The sequence below is a fragment of the Mesorhizobium sp. LMG17149 genome (assembly GCF_024518695.1).
Taxonomy (GTDB): domain Bacteria; phylum Pseudomonadota; class Alphaproteobacteria; order Rhizobiales; family Rhizobiaceae; genus Mesorhizobium.
In genome coordinates this window covers 111882-126041 of sequence record NZ_JANIFL010000011.1, presented here as the reverse complement: position 1 = coordinate 126041, position 14160 = coordinate 111882, and the positions used below count along the sequence as shown (strand labels likewise).

The following is a 14160-nucleotide window of genomic DNA, read 5'->3' as shown; positions in this document are numbered from 1 at the left end:
GGGTGCTTTTTGGTTTTGGCTTTTGGTTGGACACTGGGCGCGAACGCATTACCTCTCGGGCATCATCCGGATGCCAGGGAAAAGGAAAACGAATGTTTGAATCGCTACAGGAACGTCTTGGTTCGATCCTGAACGGCCTGACCGGCCGCGGCGCGCTGTCGGAGGCTGATGTCTCGGCGGCGCTGCGCGAGGTGCGCCGTGCACTGCTCGAAGCAGACGTGGCGCTGGAAGTGGTGCGCTCCTTCACCGACAAGGTGCGCGAGAAGGCCGTCGGCGCTGCCGTGGTCAAGTCGATCAAGCCCGGCCAGATGGTCGTCAAGATCGTTCATGACGAACTGGTCGAGATGCTCGGCGCTGAAGGCGTCGCCATCGATCTCAATGCCCCGGCGCCGGTCGTCATCATGATGGTCGGCCTGCAGGGTTCGGGCAAGACGACCACTTCGGCCAAGATCGCCAAGCGTCTTTCCGAGCGTCAGAACAAGAAGGTCCTGATGGCCTCGCTCGACACGCGGCGCCCCGCCGCGCAGGAGCAGCTTCGCCAGCTCGGCGAACAGGTCAAGGTCGCCACGCTGCCGATCATCGACGGCCAGTCGCCGGTCGACATCGCCCGCCGCGCCGTGCAGGCGGCCAAGCTCGGCGGCCACGACATCGTCATCCTCGACACCGCCGGCCGCACCCATATCGACGAGCCGCTGATGGTCGAGATGGCCGACATCAAGAAGGTGTCGAGCCCGCACGAAATCCTGCTGGTCGCCGATTCGCTGACCGGCCAGGACGCCGTCAACCTGGCCAAGAGCTTCGACGAGCGCGTCGGCATCACCGGCCTCGTCCTGACCCGCATGGACGGCGACGGCCGTGGCGGTGCGGCTCTTTCGATGCGCGCCGTCACCGGCAAGCCGATCAAGCTGATCGGCACTGGCGAGAAGATGGACGGGCTGGAGGAATTCCACCCCAAGCGCATCGCCGACCGCATCCTCGGCATGGGCGACATTGTCTCGCTCGTCGAAAAGGCCGCCGAGAACATCGACGCCGAACAGGCGGCGGCGATGGCCAAGAAGATGCAGTCGGGCAAGTTCGACCTGAACGATCTCGCCGGTCAGCTTCAGCAGATGTCGAAGATGGGCGGCATGGGCGGCATCATGGGCATGATGCCCGGCATGGGCAAGATGAAGGACCAGATGGCCGCCGCCGGTCTCGACGACAAGATGTTCGGCCGCCAGCTCGCCATCATCTCGTCGATGACCAAGGCCGAGCGCGCCAATCCCGATTTGCTCAAGCATTCGCGCAAGAAGCGCATCGCCGCCGGTTCCGGCACCGACGCGGCCGAAATCAACAAGCTGCTCAAGATGCACCGCGGCATGGCCGACATGATGAAGGCGATGGGCGGCAAGGGCAAAGGCGGCGGCCTGATGCGCGGCATGATGGGCGGCCTCGCCTCCAAGATGGGCCTCGGCGGCATGATGCCCGGCGGTATGGGCGGCATGATGGGCGGCGGCATGCCGGACCTGTCGAAGATGGACCCCAAGCAGCTCGAAGCTTTGCAGAAGCAGGCACAGGCAGCCGGCCTCGGCGGCGGCATGAAAGGCCTTCATGGCGGCGGTGGCCTGCCCAGCGGAATGCCCGGTCTGCCCGGCGGCATGAAACTCCCCGGGCTCCCCGGCCTCGGCGGTGGCGGGCTGCCCGGCCTTGGCAAGAAGAAGTGAGGACGCCATGAACGAAGAGAAGGACATGGCCGACGCCCGCGCTCTCCTGGCCGATTACCGCGCCTCGATCGACAACATCGACGCGGCCCTCATCCACATGCTGGCCGAGCGCTTCCGCTGCACCAAGGCGGTCGGTGTGCTGAAGGCGACGCATGGCCTGCCCCCGGCCGACCCGGCACGCGAGCAGCAGCAGATCGCCCGGCTTCGCCAGCTGGCGAAGGATGCCCATCTCGACCCGGATTTCGCGGAAAAATTCCTCAACTTCGTCGTCCGCGAAGTGATCCGCCACCACGAACAGATCGCCGCTTCCAACGGCGTGATGAAAGCCGGCTGAGAAACCAGCCACCAACCGACCAACCAAATCAGCCTTTTTAGGAGAAAATAAATGCCCTTGAAGATCCGACTGGCCCGTGCGGGCTCGAAGAAGCGTCCTTACTACCACGTCGTCATTGCCGACGCCCGTTCACCGCGTGACGGCCGGTTCATCGAGTCGATCGGCTCATGGAACCCGCTACTGCCCAAGGACGGCGAACGCGTCAAGGTCGACGCCGACCGCGTCAAGCATTGGCTGGCGCATGGCGCCCAGCCGACCGACCGCGTGCTGCGCTTCCTCGACGAAGCCGGCCTCGTCAAGCGCGACGCCCGTTCCAACCCGAAGAAGGCCGAGCCGGGCAAGAAGGCGCAGGAACGCGCTGCCCTTCTGAAGAAGGCGCAGGAAGATGCCGCTGCTGCTGTTGCGGCCGCCGCCGCTGCACCGGCCGAGGCGGAAGCCGCCACCGCCGAATAATTGCTCTATTCGCATCCAGGAAAACGGCGGGCCAAGGCCCGCCGTTTTGCTGTCCGGTTCTGTCTGTAAGAGCTGCCGATCAATAACCGCTCGGGCAGCGGTCGATGTAGACGCGGCCACGACGATCACGGTAGCGGCATTCGCCACGCTCGCTCGCCCGGCCGATCAGCGCGCCGGCCACGGCGCCGACAGCACCACCGACGACGGCGCCTTCAACCGGATCGCCGGCGACCGCCGCACCGACGGCAGCGCCACCGAGGCCGCCTACGGCCGCGCCTTTTTCCGTTTGCGAACAAGCGGCGAGCGGCACCAGCAGCGCCATCAAAAGCATCATTTTCTTCATCATCGTTCCTCTCCGATAGGAGCCGCCTCCGCCGCCAGGCGAATCTCTAACTCGCAACTCCGCGATTCGATCCCTGAGACATTGCCCGGCAAAGGGTTCAGGCTTTCAGCGGAAAGCGATGCTTCGATCTGGATCTAACGGCTGAACGGGATCAGCGCGCGGACCCTGGCATCGCGCAGATACAGGCCGCCCCACAGGATAATGCCGAGATAGACGCCGAACAGCATGTGCGAGAACAGCGGGTTGTCGACACGGACATTCGTGGCGATGGCGCCGCCCATATAGGCGGTGAGCAGGATGGCGCCGAGCACCGAGGTGCGCGGCAGTGCATAGAGAGCGGTCGAGATCAGGCCGATGACGCCCAGCATGCGCGCGACATTGGCATCGGCCGGCCAGCCGAGCGGCACCATCGTCTGGGTGACGACATCGAGCGGCGGCAGCTTGATGACGCCATCGAAAATCATGAACAGCACGATGATGCCGCTGAGCGCGCGGCCGGTCCATAAAGCGCCCGGCGAGACGGGCGCGATTTCGGAAATGCTCATGGTGGTCCCTCCTAGTGGTTCGAGCCCTTTTCGCTGGGGTCGAACCAAGGACGTGGCATGGGGCTGCGATCCGACAGAGGTCCGGATTGTTTTAAGCCCGCGCGCCTTCGCCTAGGAAAAATAAAACTTTTCCGCGGGGATCATCTTCGGCGGCGTTTCGCCCAGCGCTTCGAACACCGAGATTTCGCAGACACGGCAGAGGCCGTCGAGTGCAAGGTCGTTGGCCTCGGTGCCGAACGGATCCTCGAGCTCTTCCGACAGCGCGTCGAGGCCGAAGAAGGTGTAGGCGATCAACGCCGTGAACAGCGGCGTCGCCCAACCGGTGGTCGAGATCAGGCCGATCGGCAGCAGCAGGCAGACGATGTAGGCCGTGCGATGCACCAGCAGCGTGTAGGCGAAAGGTAACGGCGTACCGGCGATCCGCTCGCAGCCGGCCTGGATGGCGGCGATCGACGCGAGCCTCTCATCGAGGATACGAAAGCCGATCGAGTCGACGTCGCCCGCCCGGCGTTGCGCATTGGCACGCCGGCCCATGCGCCTGACCATCTCATCCGCCGGATTGGAGAAGGCTGCTGCCTTGTCCGCCTCGGCGTCGATGAAGGCACGGGCATCCTTCATGCTGTCGATCTTGCGCAACTGCCCGCGCAGGAAATGACAGAAGGCGAGCGCTTCCATCAGCAAGGCGCGCTGCTCGGTCTGGTCCGGGATGAGGCTGGTGGTGGCGCGGGCCAGGTTGCGCATTTCGAAGACCAGCGCGCCCCACAGCTTGCGCGCCTCCCACCAACGGTCGTAGGCGGCGTTGTTGCGGAACGAGAGATAGATCGACAATGTCACGCCGACCAGGCCGAAAGGCGTGATGTTGAAGACGCTGAAATCAAGCTGGAACCGGCGCGCCACGGCCAGGATGATCGCGGAATAAAGCGCGAAGCCCAATATCTGCGGCAGGATGCGTGGCACGACCGAACCGCGCATGATGAAGAACAGCTGCAGGAATGTGGGGCGCGGGCGAACGATCATCGAAGGCCTTTCACGGGCCGGCATCGGCCCTCAGCTCCTCTATTGTGCGATGCGACAGGTCCGCAAGCCCAGCCGCCAGCGACATCGCCATGTCGTCCTTGCAGCGCCAGGACTATCGGCACGGGCCGGTCGCGGATATTGAAGAGCACGTGGGCTGCGGCCCATTTCTGCAGGCGAGAGAAACGAATGACCGGCGAGACCGATCTGAAGACACTGCTGGCATCGATGACGCCGGAACTGCTCGCCGGCACCTATGTCTTCGCCACACTGGCGCCCGGCGTCGCCCAGCCGGAGGGCCTCGAGCCGGTGATGGTGTTTCGCGAGCGCGAGGGCGTGACGCTGATCGTAACCGAGGAGAAGGCCATCGCTGCGGCACTGACCGCGTCATTCCGCTGCCGGATGGTCACGCTGAACATCCATTCGTCGCTGGAGGCCGTCGGCTTCCTCGCCGCCATCACCACGCGCCTCGCCGCCGCCGGCATGGGCGTGAACCCGGTTTCGGCCTTCTACCACGACCATCTGTTCGTCCCGGCCGACAGGGCGGAGGAAGCACTGGAGCTGTTGGTTGGGTTGGCGGCTGAGAATCGAAGCTGAGGCTGGTGCTGCCCCTCATCCCCCTGCCGGGATCCTCTCCCCGTGAACGGGGAGAAGGGAGCTAACGGCCAAAGGCCGAGCACGCGACTGCGGGCCGCCGATCGTTCGGCGCCCCCGCGGAGGGCCCGCCGCGGCAGCGGCGATACGGCCCGTGAGCGAAAACTAAGCCGCCTTCTTCTTCGGCTGGATCAGGCCGCGCTCGACCAGCAACTCGGCGATCTGCACCGCGTTGAGTGCGGCACCCTTGCGCAGATTGTCGGAGACGATCCACATCGACAGGCCGTTGTCGATGGTCGAATCCTCGCGGATGCGCGAGATGAAGGTGGCGTCCTCGCCGGCCGATTCCAGCGGCGTGATGTAGCCGCCGTCCTCGCGCTTGTCCAAGACCTGGCAGCCTGGGGCTTCACGCAGGATATCCCGCGCCTCGTCGGCGGTGATCGGCTTTTCGAACTCGATATTGACCGCTTCCGAATGGCCGATGAACACCGGCACGCGCACGCAGGTCGCCGTCAGCTTGATCTTGGGGTCGAGCATCTTCTTGGTCTCGGCGACCATCTTCCACTCTTCCTTGGTGGAGCCGTCATCAAGGAAGACGTCGATGTGCGGGATGACGTTGAAGGCGATGCGCTTGGTGAACTTCTTGACCTCGACGCCATCGGCGACGAAGACCGCGCGGGTCTGGGTAAAGAGTTCGTCCATGCCTTCCTTGCCGGCGCCGGATACCGATTGATAGGTGGCGACGACGACACGCTTGATGGTGGCGAAGTCATGCAGTGGCTTCAATGCCACCACCAGCTGCGCCGTCGAGCAGTTCGGATTGGCGATGATGTTCTTGCGCGTGAACAGCGAGATCGCGTCCGGGTTCACTTCCGGCACGATCAGCGGCACGTCCTGATCGTAGCGGAAGGCCGACGAATTATCGATGACGACGCAGCCCTGCTTGCCGATCTTCGGCGACCATTCCTTGGAGACGTTGCCGCCGGCCGACATGATGCAGATGTCGGTGTCGGAAAAATCATACTGGTCGAGCGTCTTCACCTTCAGCGTGCGGTCGCCGAACGACACTTCCGTGCCCTGGCTGCGCCGCGACGCCAGCGCCACGACTTCGCTTACCGGAAAGCCGCGCTCTTCCAGTATGTTGAGCATTTCCCGGCCCACATTGCCCGTGGCGCCGACGATCGCTACCTTGAAACTCATCGAAAAATCTCCTGTCCCTCTCCGCTTGGTTTTTGGAGAAACCCGCTGGCCGATGCGGGTTCCGTCCCCCGGGCCGAACCCGGGAGAGGGTGGTTAGGCCAAGGGAGTCACACCGTTTTGGTGGTGGTTTTGGCCATAGTTTTGCTGGAACGAGGGGACGCGCCGACGCGCCCGGCCCAATGATGTGCATTGAGGCTGGGGGCATCGAATGCAAGAAGAGCCATCAAAAGGCCGCGCATCGAAAAACGATCCCGTTCAAAGCGGGCTTTTACGCGGTTTGCGTCAAGAGTCAATTGCGATGAGCGTCCTGTTGCCCTGTACAATGGCGGCGGCACGAAGTACGAACGGCATGACCATCCGGCTCATGGAGCGTCCCGACGCCCGCCGAAGACAGGCCCATTGCTGGGCATATAAGAATCCGAATTCCGAAAGAGTAAGATGTCCAACTTCGATGCACTCGTTCCCGCGCTGGCAAGGGCGCTGGAAAAACGCGGCTATTCCGAGCTGACGCCCGTCCAGAAGGCGGTTGTGGCGCCGGAACTCGGCGAGGCCGATGCGCTGGTTTCGGCGCAGACAGGCTCCGGCAAGACGGTGGCCTTCGGCCTCGCTCTGGCGCCGACCCTGCTTGAGGGCGCGGAGCGCTTCGGCCACGCCGCCGCACCGCTGGCGCTGGCGGTGGCGCCGACGCGCGAACTCGCCTTGCAGGTGACGCGCGAGCTGGAATGGCTCTACGAACTAACCGGCGCAACCGTGGCGTCCTGCGTCGGCGGCATGGACATGCGCTCGGAGCGGCGTGTGCTGGAGCGTGGCGCCCATATCGTCGTCGGCACGCCCGGCCGGCTGCGCGACCACATCACCCGGCGCTCGCTCGACATGTCGGCGCTGAAGGCGGTGGTGCTCGACGAGGCCGACGAGATGCTCGATCTCGGCTTTCGCGAGGACCTCGAATTCATCCTCGACGCGGCTCCGGCCGAACGCCGCACGCTGATGTTCTCGGCCACCGTGCCGCGCTCGATCGCCACGCTCGCGCAGGGCTACCAGCGCGATGCGGTGCGCATTTCGGCGGCCGGCGAGGAGAAGCAGCATCTCGACATCGAATACCGGGCGCTGAGCGTCGCCCAGCCCGACCGCGAGAACGCCATCATCAACGTGCTGCGCTATTACGAAGCCAAGAACGCGCTGGTGTTCTGCAACACGCGTGCCGCCGTCAATCATCTGACCGCACGCTTCAACAACCGCAACTTCTCCGTCGTGGCGCTTTCGGGCGAGCTCAGCCAGAACGAGCGCAGCCATGCCTTGCAGGCAATGCGCGACGGCCGCGCAAAAGTCTGCATCGCCACCGATGTCGCGGCGCGCGGCATCGATCTGCCCAATCTCGAGCTGGTCATCCACGCCGATCTGCCGACCAATCCGGAAACGCTGCTACACCGCAGCGGCCGCACCGGCCGCGCCGGGCGCAAGGGCGTCAGCGCGCTGATCGTGCCCAACAGCGCCCGCAAGCGCACCGAGCGGCTGTTGCAGAACGCCGGCCTCAAGGCGACATGGGCGAGCCCGCCCTCGGCCGACGACGTGATGCGGCGCGACGACGAGCGCATCCTGGCCGACCCGGTTTTCGACGAGCCGGTGAAGGACGACGAACGCGGTTTCATCGACGCGCTGCTCGCCAGACATGGCGCCGAACAGGTGGCCGCTGCCTTCGTGCGCCAGTGCCGCGCCAGCCGCTCGGCGCCCGAGGACCTCATGGAGATCGCGCCCTTCACGCCGTCGCGTGAAAGACCGGCGGGCGAAGGTTTCGCGCGCCGCGACGAGGCGCCCAGCCGCCGCGACGATTTCGGTGACAGCGTCTGGTTCTCGCTGTCGATCGGGCGCCGGCAGAATGCCGAGCCGCGCTGGCTGATCCCGATGCTGTGCCGCACCGGCAGCATCTCGAAGCGCGAGATCGGCGCCATCAAGATGCAGCCGGAAGAGACCTACGTGCAGATATCAGCCGACTGGGCCGACCGCTTCCTGGCCGCGATCGGTCCCGACCGCAAGCTGCAAGGCAACATCCTGGTGAAGCGGCTCGATGGTACGCCCGATCTTTCACGCGCCGGCTATCAGCCGCCAAGCCCCGACAAGAAGCCGCATCGCGGCAAGGCGCCGTTCGACCCCAACGCGCCGAAGCGCAAATTCGAAAAACGTGCACCGGCAGCAGTCGATCAGCGCCCGGCCGCCGCGCATGAGGCAAAGCCATGGGCGAAAAAGCCGGGCAAGCCGAAATTCGACACCACCGGCGCGCCCAAGCACAAGAAGGCGAAGAAACGGCCCACCTAGAGCATTTCACCGTTTCACGGAAACGGCGATCTGCTCTAACTCTTTGTTTTGACGCAATTCCCAAGGGGAAAACGCTATGCGTTTTCCCGGGAAAACCGCTTCACACTTTTCCTAGAATTGCACTAGGACTTCGGCCGGAGGGACGCGCTTGCCTGCAGGCCAGCCTTGATAGCAGCCCAGCTGGCCGATGCCGGCGTCGGGCGATGCTGCTTTGCGATGCGTTCCGTCAGCGATGAGCGCCAGTCCGGGTCTTCCGCCATCCTGCGGATCGCAGCGTACCAGCCTTGCTGATCCTGCGAATCGATCGCCGGCATCAGGCCGCCGGACGCCTCGATCAATGACGGCGCGGTCGAGACGATGACGGGAATGCCAAAATCGAGACATTCCGAGGCGCCGTAGCCCCAGCCCTCGATATGCGAGGGAAAGACGCCAAAGGAAGCGCTGCGATAATATCGGATGAGCTCCTCATCGCTGATCGCTCCGGTGAACGTAACCCGCTCGAGCAGTCTCGGATGAGCCTTGAGATAGGCGCGCAGCGGATCGATCATCCAGCCCCAGCGCCCGGCGCAGACGAGCCGCGGCAGCTTGACGTCCTCGTCGAGCGCCTGCTGCCATATCCGTGCCAGCAGGATGTGGTTCTTGCGCACTTCGATGGTCGAGCAATAGAGCACGAACGGCTCGTCGGCCTCGATGCGCGAAGTCTGGCCGATGCGCGAAGCCGTCTCGTACAGGATGGACGGCATCGGAAACCGGTATACCACCGGCTGCGTGACGCCTGCCTGTTGCATATGATCGGTCAGCGTCGCACCAACTTCGTCGGATGCACAAAATGCCGGCGCGCCGGAACGCACGAGGTGCTCGAGATATGACCCGTAGCGAGCCTCGCCAGGGCTCATACCAACCATGTCGGGGCGCAGTGTCGGGATGAGGTCGTGGCAAAGAAACGCGAGGCCGCCGGCGCGCCCGGAGACGGCGGTTCGGTCATCCCCGGTCAGAATGTGATGGCTGATCAGGACAAAGCCGCGTTCGGTCTCGTTCGGTTGGCTTGGAACCTGACGCGGGGCCGACTGGATCCGCGCCCGCTGGTACAGACGATAGGCCCTGATCAGCAGCCTCGTCGCCTGATAGGCAATCCCTTTGCGGCCATGGGTCACCGTCTTGGCGAGATGGCGGTCGGCGTCGCGCTTGCCCCATGGCTGCTGCCTCACCGCTTCGAAGGCCTGCGACATCGCCGTGCGTCTCCCAGGCCATCGTTTGAGGCGCCAGGGTGAAATCTCGCCCGTCGCGACATGGTCCTGCTCGAAAGGAGCGAGGGGGCGAAACCGGCCTTCCCACGGTCGGAACGCCACCACCTCCACGCTAGCGTCGGGATCGGCCAGGGCTGCGCTGACGAGAAAGCTTTCCACCCGTGGGATGCCGACAAGTCCCTGGCCGGACGGCCAGAACGTCAGGCCGGTGGCGTCGATGGCCAGCCTGGGAGGTCTTCTTTCCCCTCCATCTTCAATCACGGTTTTACTGTCAGGACTCTCGACTGTCATGTTCTGCTTCTGTCGAAGGCGGTTGCACTCGATGCCTTATGCTTCATTTGCCGCGAAGACGGTAGCCATGCCGGCTTGCCCATCGGCTCGGCCCTGTGCCACCTTCGGCCGGGACATGGCGAGCGGGGGTGGCAAATGCGCGGCGAAGTGCTTCACTATGACGAGATCCAGGGCTTCGGCTTCATATCCGGGGCCGACGGCAACCGTTACACCTTCACCCGCGAGAACCTGCGCCGGCAGACCGCCATGCCCAACGGCACGGCCGTCGAGTTCCAGCCGGGCGGCGGCCAGGCGCGCGACGTCTTTTCGATCGCTGCTGCGACCGCCCCTCCGGCGGCCGCAGACCCCGGCATCAAGGCCGCACCGGCCCAGGCCAGCGTTCCGCCTGCAGCGGCCCCGTCTCCTGCGCAGCATTTCGGTCGATCTTCCGAGATAGCGGAGCCCAGTGATCTCTGGGGCTATTTCTGGCGCGGCGTGACGCAGAACTATTTCAATTTCGCCGGACGCGCCCGCCGCAAGGAGTATTGGGGCTACTGCCTGTTCTGGACGGTTTGCCTGCTGATCATCGGCGGCATCGGCCTGTACACCGATATGGATATGGGCGGTTTCGACAGTGATATCTCGGGCGCGATAACGGTCGGGTTGTGCGGCACGTTCCTGCTGGCGACAATTCTTCCCAGCCTCGGCATGATCGTGCGCCGGCTGCACGACATCGGCCTGTCGGGCTGGCTCTGCCTGCTGATCCTGATCCCGACCATCGGCAGCCTGATCATCCTGGTCTTCGCGCTGATCCCGACACAGGCCAGGGAAAACCAGTGGGGGCCGGTGCCTGCGGGCGTCAGAATATAGTTTGCGTGCATATTGCAATCGTACCCAACCTTGGGTAGCATTCGCCGTCGCTAGCGTGAATGGGGGGCTGGTTATGCGCGGTGCGGTGCTTCACTACGACCAGGATCAGGATTACGGATACATCAACGGTATCGACGGCAAGCGCTATATCTTCACCCATAACGATCTGAATCAGGGGGTGACCCTCGCCAGGGGCGCCCTTGTCGAGTTTCAACCGGATGACGGTACGGCGCACGATATAGTCGCCGTCACCCCGACAGCGCCATCGCCAAGCACGGGCCAGCCACGGCAGCCACGCCGTTCGGCCGAGAGCAGGCCCGCCTATTCCACGGGTCTGTGGGCTTACTTCTGGCGCGCGATAATTGCAGACTATAGCAATTTCAAAGGTCGCGCCCGCCGCAAGGAATTCTGGGCCTTCTGGCTATTCTACACCCTCGGGATATTGGCGCTTCTAGGCTTCGGAATACTCGTTGACCTGGCGTTCAATGGCTTCAAAACCAATGCGGACAGGACGCCGATGAGGGCCATAGGGCTCATACCCTTGCTGGTTTTCTTTTCGGGATTGATCCTGCCGTCGATTGCCCTCGTCGTGCGGCGTGTGCATGACGCGGGTCTGAGCGACTGGTTTGCACTGCTGGGCTTCATCACTCCCATTGGCAGCATTGCCTTGCTGGTCTTCGGACTTCTGCCGTCCCAGGTGGGCGAAAACCCTTGGGGACCAGTGCCGGCAGGCGTCAGGAGCTAGCCGCTTTTCAGCGCCTCGCCCGAAAGCCTGAGAAAGACCTTCTGGCCATGGCGTTCGGCGCCAAGCCGGTCGTAGAAGCGCAGTGCGCCCTCGTTCCAGTCCTCGGTGGTCAGGTCGATCCGACCGATGCCTTCGCGCAGGCAATGATCGGCGAGAAAGCCGATCAGCGCCCGGCCGACGCCGGCGTTGCGAACCTTCTCGCACACGAACAGATCCTTGAGGAACAGCAGCCGCTCAAGATCGATGCCGGGATGCGCGATCGCCACCGACGCCAGGCCGCCGACCTCGCCGTCGACGAAGGCGAGCGCAAAATGCGGATAGGCCGGGCTTTCCTCGCCAAGCCATTTTCGTGCGGCAGACAGGGCCCGGTCGGCATCGAGAGGTGGCTGCCGGTAGTGAACAGCCATCTCGCACAATATGGCCGCGAGCGCCGTCGCGTCCTCGATCGTCGCCCAGCGGACGTCGACCGTCACGGTATCAGCCCAGGAATTTGGCGATGATCGCGTCGCCCATCTGAACCGTACCGACCTCGGTCATGCCATCGGACATGATGTCTTTCGTCCGCAGGCCCGCGTCGAGCACGGCGGCGATCCCGCTTTCGACGCGGTCGGCTTCCTCGACCATGCCGAAGGAATAGCGCAGGCACATGGCGAAGGACGCGATCATGGCGATCGGGTTGGCGATGCCCTTGCCGGCAATGTCGGGCGCCGAGCCGTGGACCGGTTCGTAGAGCGCCTTGCGCTTCTTGGTCTTCACATCAGGCGCGCCGAGCGAGGCCGACGGCAGCATGCCGATCGAGCCGGTCAGCATGGCGGCGATGTCGGACAGCATGTCGCCGAACAGATTGTCGGTGACGATGACGTCGAACTGTTTTGGCCAGCGCACCAGCTGCATGCCGCCGGCATCGGCCAGCATGTGGTCGAGCTTGACGTCGGAATAGCGCGCCTTGTGGGTCTGGGTGACGACCTCGTTCCACAGCACGCCCGACTTCATCACATTGCGCTTTTCCATCGAAGTGACGTGGTTCTTGCGGGTGCGCGCCAGCTCGAAGGCGACGCCGGAAATGCGCTCGATCTCGAACGTGTCGTAGACCTGCGTGTCGATGCCGCGCTTCTGGCCGTTGCCGAGATCGATGATCTGCTTGGGCTCGCCGAAATAGACGCCGCCGGTCAGCTCGCGCACGATCAATATGTCGAGGCCTTCGACCACCTCCTGCTTGAGCGAGGAGGACGCCGCCAGCGCCGGGTAGCAGATGGCCGGGCGAAGGTTGGCAAACAGCTCCATGTCCTTGCGCAGGCGCAGCAGGCCGGCCTCAGGGCGCACCTCGTAGGGTACAGCATCCCATTTCGGACCGCCGACGGCGCCGAACAGCACCGCGTCGGCCGCCATCGCCTTTTCCATGTCGGCATCGGAGATCGCCGCGCCATGCGCGTCATAGGCACAGCCGCCGACCAGACCGTCATCGGTGGCAAAACCGCTGCCGAGCTTGTCGTTCATGACCGCGATCAGTTTCTTGACCTCGGCCATGGCCTCGGGACCGATGCCGTCACCGGGGAGCAGGAAAAGATGCTTCGTTGCCATGGAGAAACCGTCCTGGAAAGAATTTGAACCGCGGCCTTGCTAAACGCCAAGCCGGTTGTGCGCAAGGAGTAACGCAGCGATCAAGAACAACCTCGTTCGTTTGCGATCCTTCGCGCTCCCCTCTGCCCCGCCAGCCTCCCGCAAATTGCAGCGCCTTGCCTTCACCGATGCGAGAGAATGTTGACCAGCCGGCCGAACGGATCGCGGACATAGAAGCGGCGCACGCCTCAGGGCTCGTCGGCCGGTCCGTATTCGATGGCGAAGCCCGCCGCTTTCATGGCATCGAGCGCCGCATCGACATCATCGACCTCGATCGAAAGATCCGGCACCGGCGTTTCGGAGCCGCCTTGCGCCATGAAACTGACCTGGACATCCATCTTTGCTTGCGAGCCGTAGGTGGCGATCCAGCCAAGGTCCATAAGCACATCGAGGCCGAGGACATCCTGATAGAAACGCTTGGCCGCAGTGGCATCCGATGTCTCGATATTGGCAACGATGCGCCGGACTTTCATCGTCGGTCGCGTTTCAAGCCGTGCGCCGCAGCGCCGTCACCTCGATCTCGATCTTCATTTCCGATCTGTTGAGCTGGCAGACGATCATCGTCGCCGCCGGCCTGATGTCGCCGAACGTCTCGCCGAGGATCGGGAAGACCACGTCCACGAAGGCCTGGTCAGTGATGTAGTAATGCGCCCGCACCACGTCGGCCATCTCGAAGCCGCCGTCCTGAAGCGCCTTGCCGATCGTCGCCAGGCAATTGCGCGTCTGCGCCTCCACCGTCTCCGGCATCGCCATCGTCGCATAGTCGTAGCCGGTCGTACCGGACACGAAACACCAGTCGCCCTGCACCACTGCACGCGAATAGCCGGCGATCTTTTCGAAGGGCGAACCGGTGGAGATGAGTGTGCGCATGGGGCCTCGCAGGATTTGGTGGCCATTTTGCAGGGAAGA

Annotated in this window: 15 protein-coding genes and 1 pseudogene; 7 read left to right on the top strand and 9 right to left on the bottom strand. The window is 64.0% G+C overall.

Features of this window, described 5'->3' with window-relative positions:
- Positions 1-92: 92 nt before the first annotated feature.
- From ffh to rpsP, 3 genes are read left to right on the top strand one after another with little or no spacing between them, the layout of a single operon-like run.
- Positions 93-1703: a signal recognition particle protein gene (ffh, locus tag NP945_RS24435; protein ID WP_256747764.1), complete on the top strand. Its 1611-nt coding sequence runs from the start codon at positions 93-95 to the stop codon at positions 1701-1703.
- A gap of 7 nt (positions 1704-1710) precedes the next feature.
- Positions 1711-2037, top strand: coding sequence for a chorismate mutase (locus NP945_RS24430; protein WP_023811329.1), 327 nt, complete (start codon positions 1711-1713; stop codon positions 2035-2037).
- Between the two features lie 51 nt (positions 2038-2088).
- Positions 2089-2490: a 30S ribosomal protein S16 gene (rpsP, locus tag NP945_RS24425; RefSeq protein WP_013528800.1), complete on the top strand. Its 402-nt coding sequence runs from the start codon at positions 2089-2091 to the stop codon at positions 2488-2490.
- 79 nt (positions 2491-2569) lie between these two features.
- Here the strand turns inward: rpsP and NP945_RS24420 are convergent, their stop codons facing one another.
- The 3 genes from NP945_RS24420 to NP945_RS24410 all read right to left on the bottom strand — a co-directional run bounded on the left by NP945_RS24420 (position 2570) and on the right by NP945_RS24410 (position 4419).
- Entirely contained in the window at positions 2570-2833 is a 264-nt protein-coding gene (locus NP945_RS24420; RefSeq protein ID WP_127382303.1) for a YMGG-like glycine zipper-containing protein, read from the bottom strand.
- Between the two features lie 134 nt (positions 2834-2967).
- The gene (locus tag NP945_RS24415; protein WP_256747763.1) at positions 2968-3378 is read right to left on the bottom strand and encodes a DoxX family protein; all 411 of its coding nucleotides are present in this window, start codon (positions 3376-3378) and stop codon (positions 2968-2970) included.
- A gap of 111 nt (positions 3379-3489) precedes the next feature.
- Positions 3490-4419 (bottom strand): bestrophin family protein, encoded by a 930-nt coding sequence (locus NP945_RS24410; protein WP_245482884.1) that lies wholly within the window; start codon positions 4417-4419, stop codon positions 3490-3492.
- Positions 4420-4581: 162 nt separating this feature from the next.
- Here NP945_RS24410 and NP945_RS24405 point away from each other — a divergent pair, with 162 nt between their 5' ends.
- Positions 4582-4989, top strand: a complete 408-nt coding sequence (locus NP945_RS24405; protein WP_127268219.1) for an ACT domain-containing protein — start codon at positions 4582-4584, stop codon at positions 4987-4989.
- Positions 4990-5151: 162 nt separating this feature from the next.
- On the opposite strand, the gene NP945_RS24400 is transcribed toward NP945_RS24405, so the two are convergent.
- Entirely contained in the window at positions 5152-6186 is a 1035-nt protein-coding gene (locus NP945_RS24400) for an aspartate-semialdehyde dehydrogenase (protein ID WP_256747762.1), read from the bottom strand.
- A gap of 438 nt (positions 6187-6624) precedes the next feature.
- Between NP945_RS24400 and NP945_RS24395 the strand changes: the two genes are divergently transcribed.
- On the top strand, positions 6625-8499 hold the full coding sequence (locus tag NP945_RS24395; protein ID WP_256747761.1) for a DEAD/DEAH box helicase: 1875 nt from the start codon (positions 6625-6627) through the stop codon (positions 8497-8499).
- A gap of 122 nt (positions 8500-8621) precedes the next feature.
- Here NP945_RS24395 and NP945_RS24390 read toward each other — a convergent pair whose 3' ends face one another.
- Entirely contained in the window at positions 8622-10037 is a 1416-nt protein-coding gene (locus NP945_RS24390) for a glycosyltransferase (RefSeq protein ID WP_256747760.1), read from the bottom strand.
- Positions 10038-10172: 135 nt separating this feature from the next.
- Between NP945_RS24390 and NP945_RS24385 the strand changes: the two genes are divergently transcribed.
- Together NP945_RS24385 and NP945_RS24380 are read left to right on the top strand one after the other, a co-directional pair.
- Entirely contained in the window at positions 10173-10886 is a 714-nt protein-coding gene (locus NP945_RS24385) for a DUF805 domain-containing protein (protein WP_256747759.1), read from the top strand.
- A 73-nt stretch (positions 10887-10959) separates the two neighbouring features.
- Positions 10960-11631: a DUF805 domain-containing protein gene (locus NP945_RS24380; RefSeq protein WP_256747758.1), complete on the top strand. Its 672-nt coding sequence runs from the start codon at positions 10960-10962 to the stop codon at positions 11629-11631.
- On the opposite strand, the gene NP945_RS24375 is transcribed toward NP945_RS24380, so the two are convergent.
- The 4 genes and pseudogenes from NP945_RS24375 to NP945_RS24360 form a co-directional block, all read right to left on the bottom strand.
- Complete coding sequence (locus tag NP945_RS24375; protein WP_256747757.1) at positions 11628-12104, bottom strand: GNAT family N-acetyltransferase; 477 nt, start codon at positions 12102-12104, stop codon at positions 11628-11630. The genes NP945_RS24380 and NP945_RS24375 overlap by 4 nt on opposite strands.
- Before the next feature lie 4 nt (positions 12105-12108).
- On the bottom strand, positions 12109-13212 hold the full coding sequence (gene leuB / locus NP945_RS24370; RefSeq protein WP_256747756.1) for a 3-isopropylmalate dehydrogenase: 1104 nt from the start codon (positions 13210-13212) through the stop codon (positions 12109-12111).
- A gap of 161 nt (positions 13213-13373) precedes the next feature.
- A pseudogene (locus tag NP945_RS24365) lies at positions 13374-13724 on the bottom strand (VOC family protein).
- A 13-nt stretch (positions 13725-13737) separates the two neighbouring features.
- The gene (locus tag NP945_RS24360) at positions 13738-14121 is read right to left on the bottom strand and encodes a RidA family protein (protein ID WP_256747755.1); all 384 of its coding nucleotides are present in this window, start codon (positions 14119-14121) and stop codon (positions 13738-13740) included.
- Between the last annotated feature and the right edge of the window lie 39 nt (positions 14122-14160).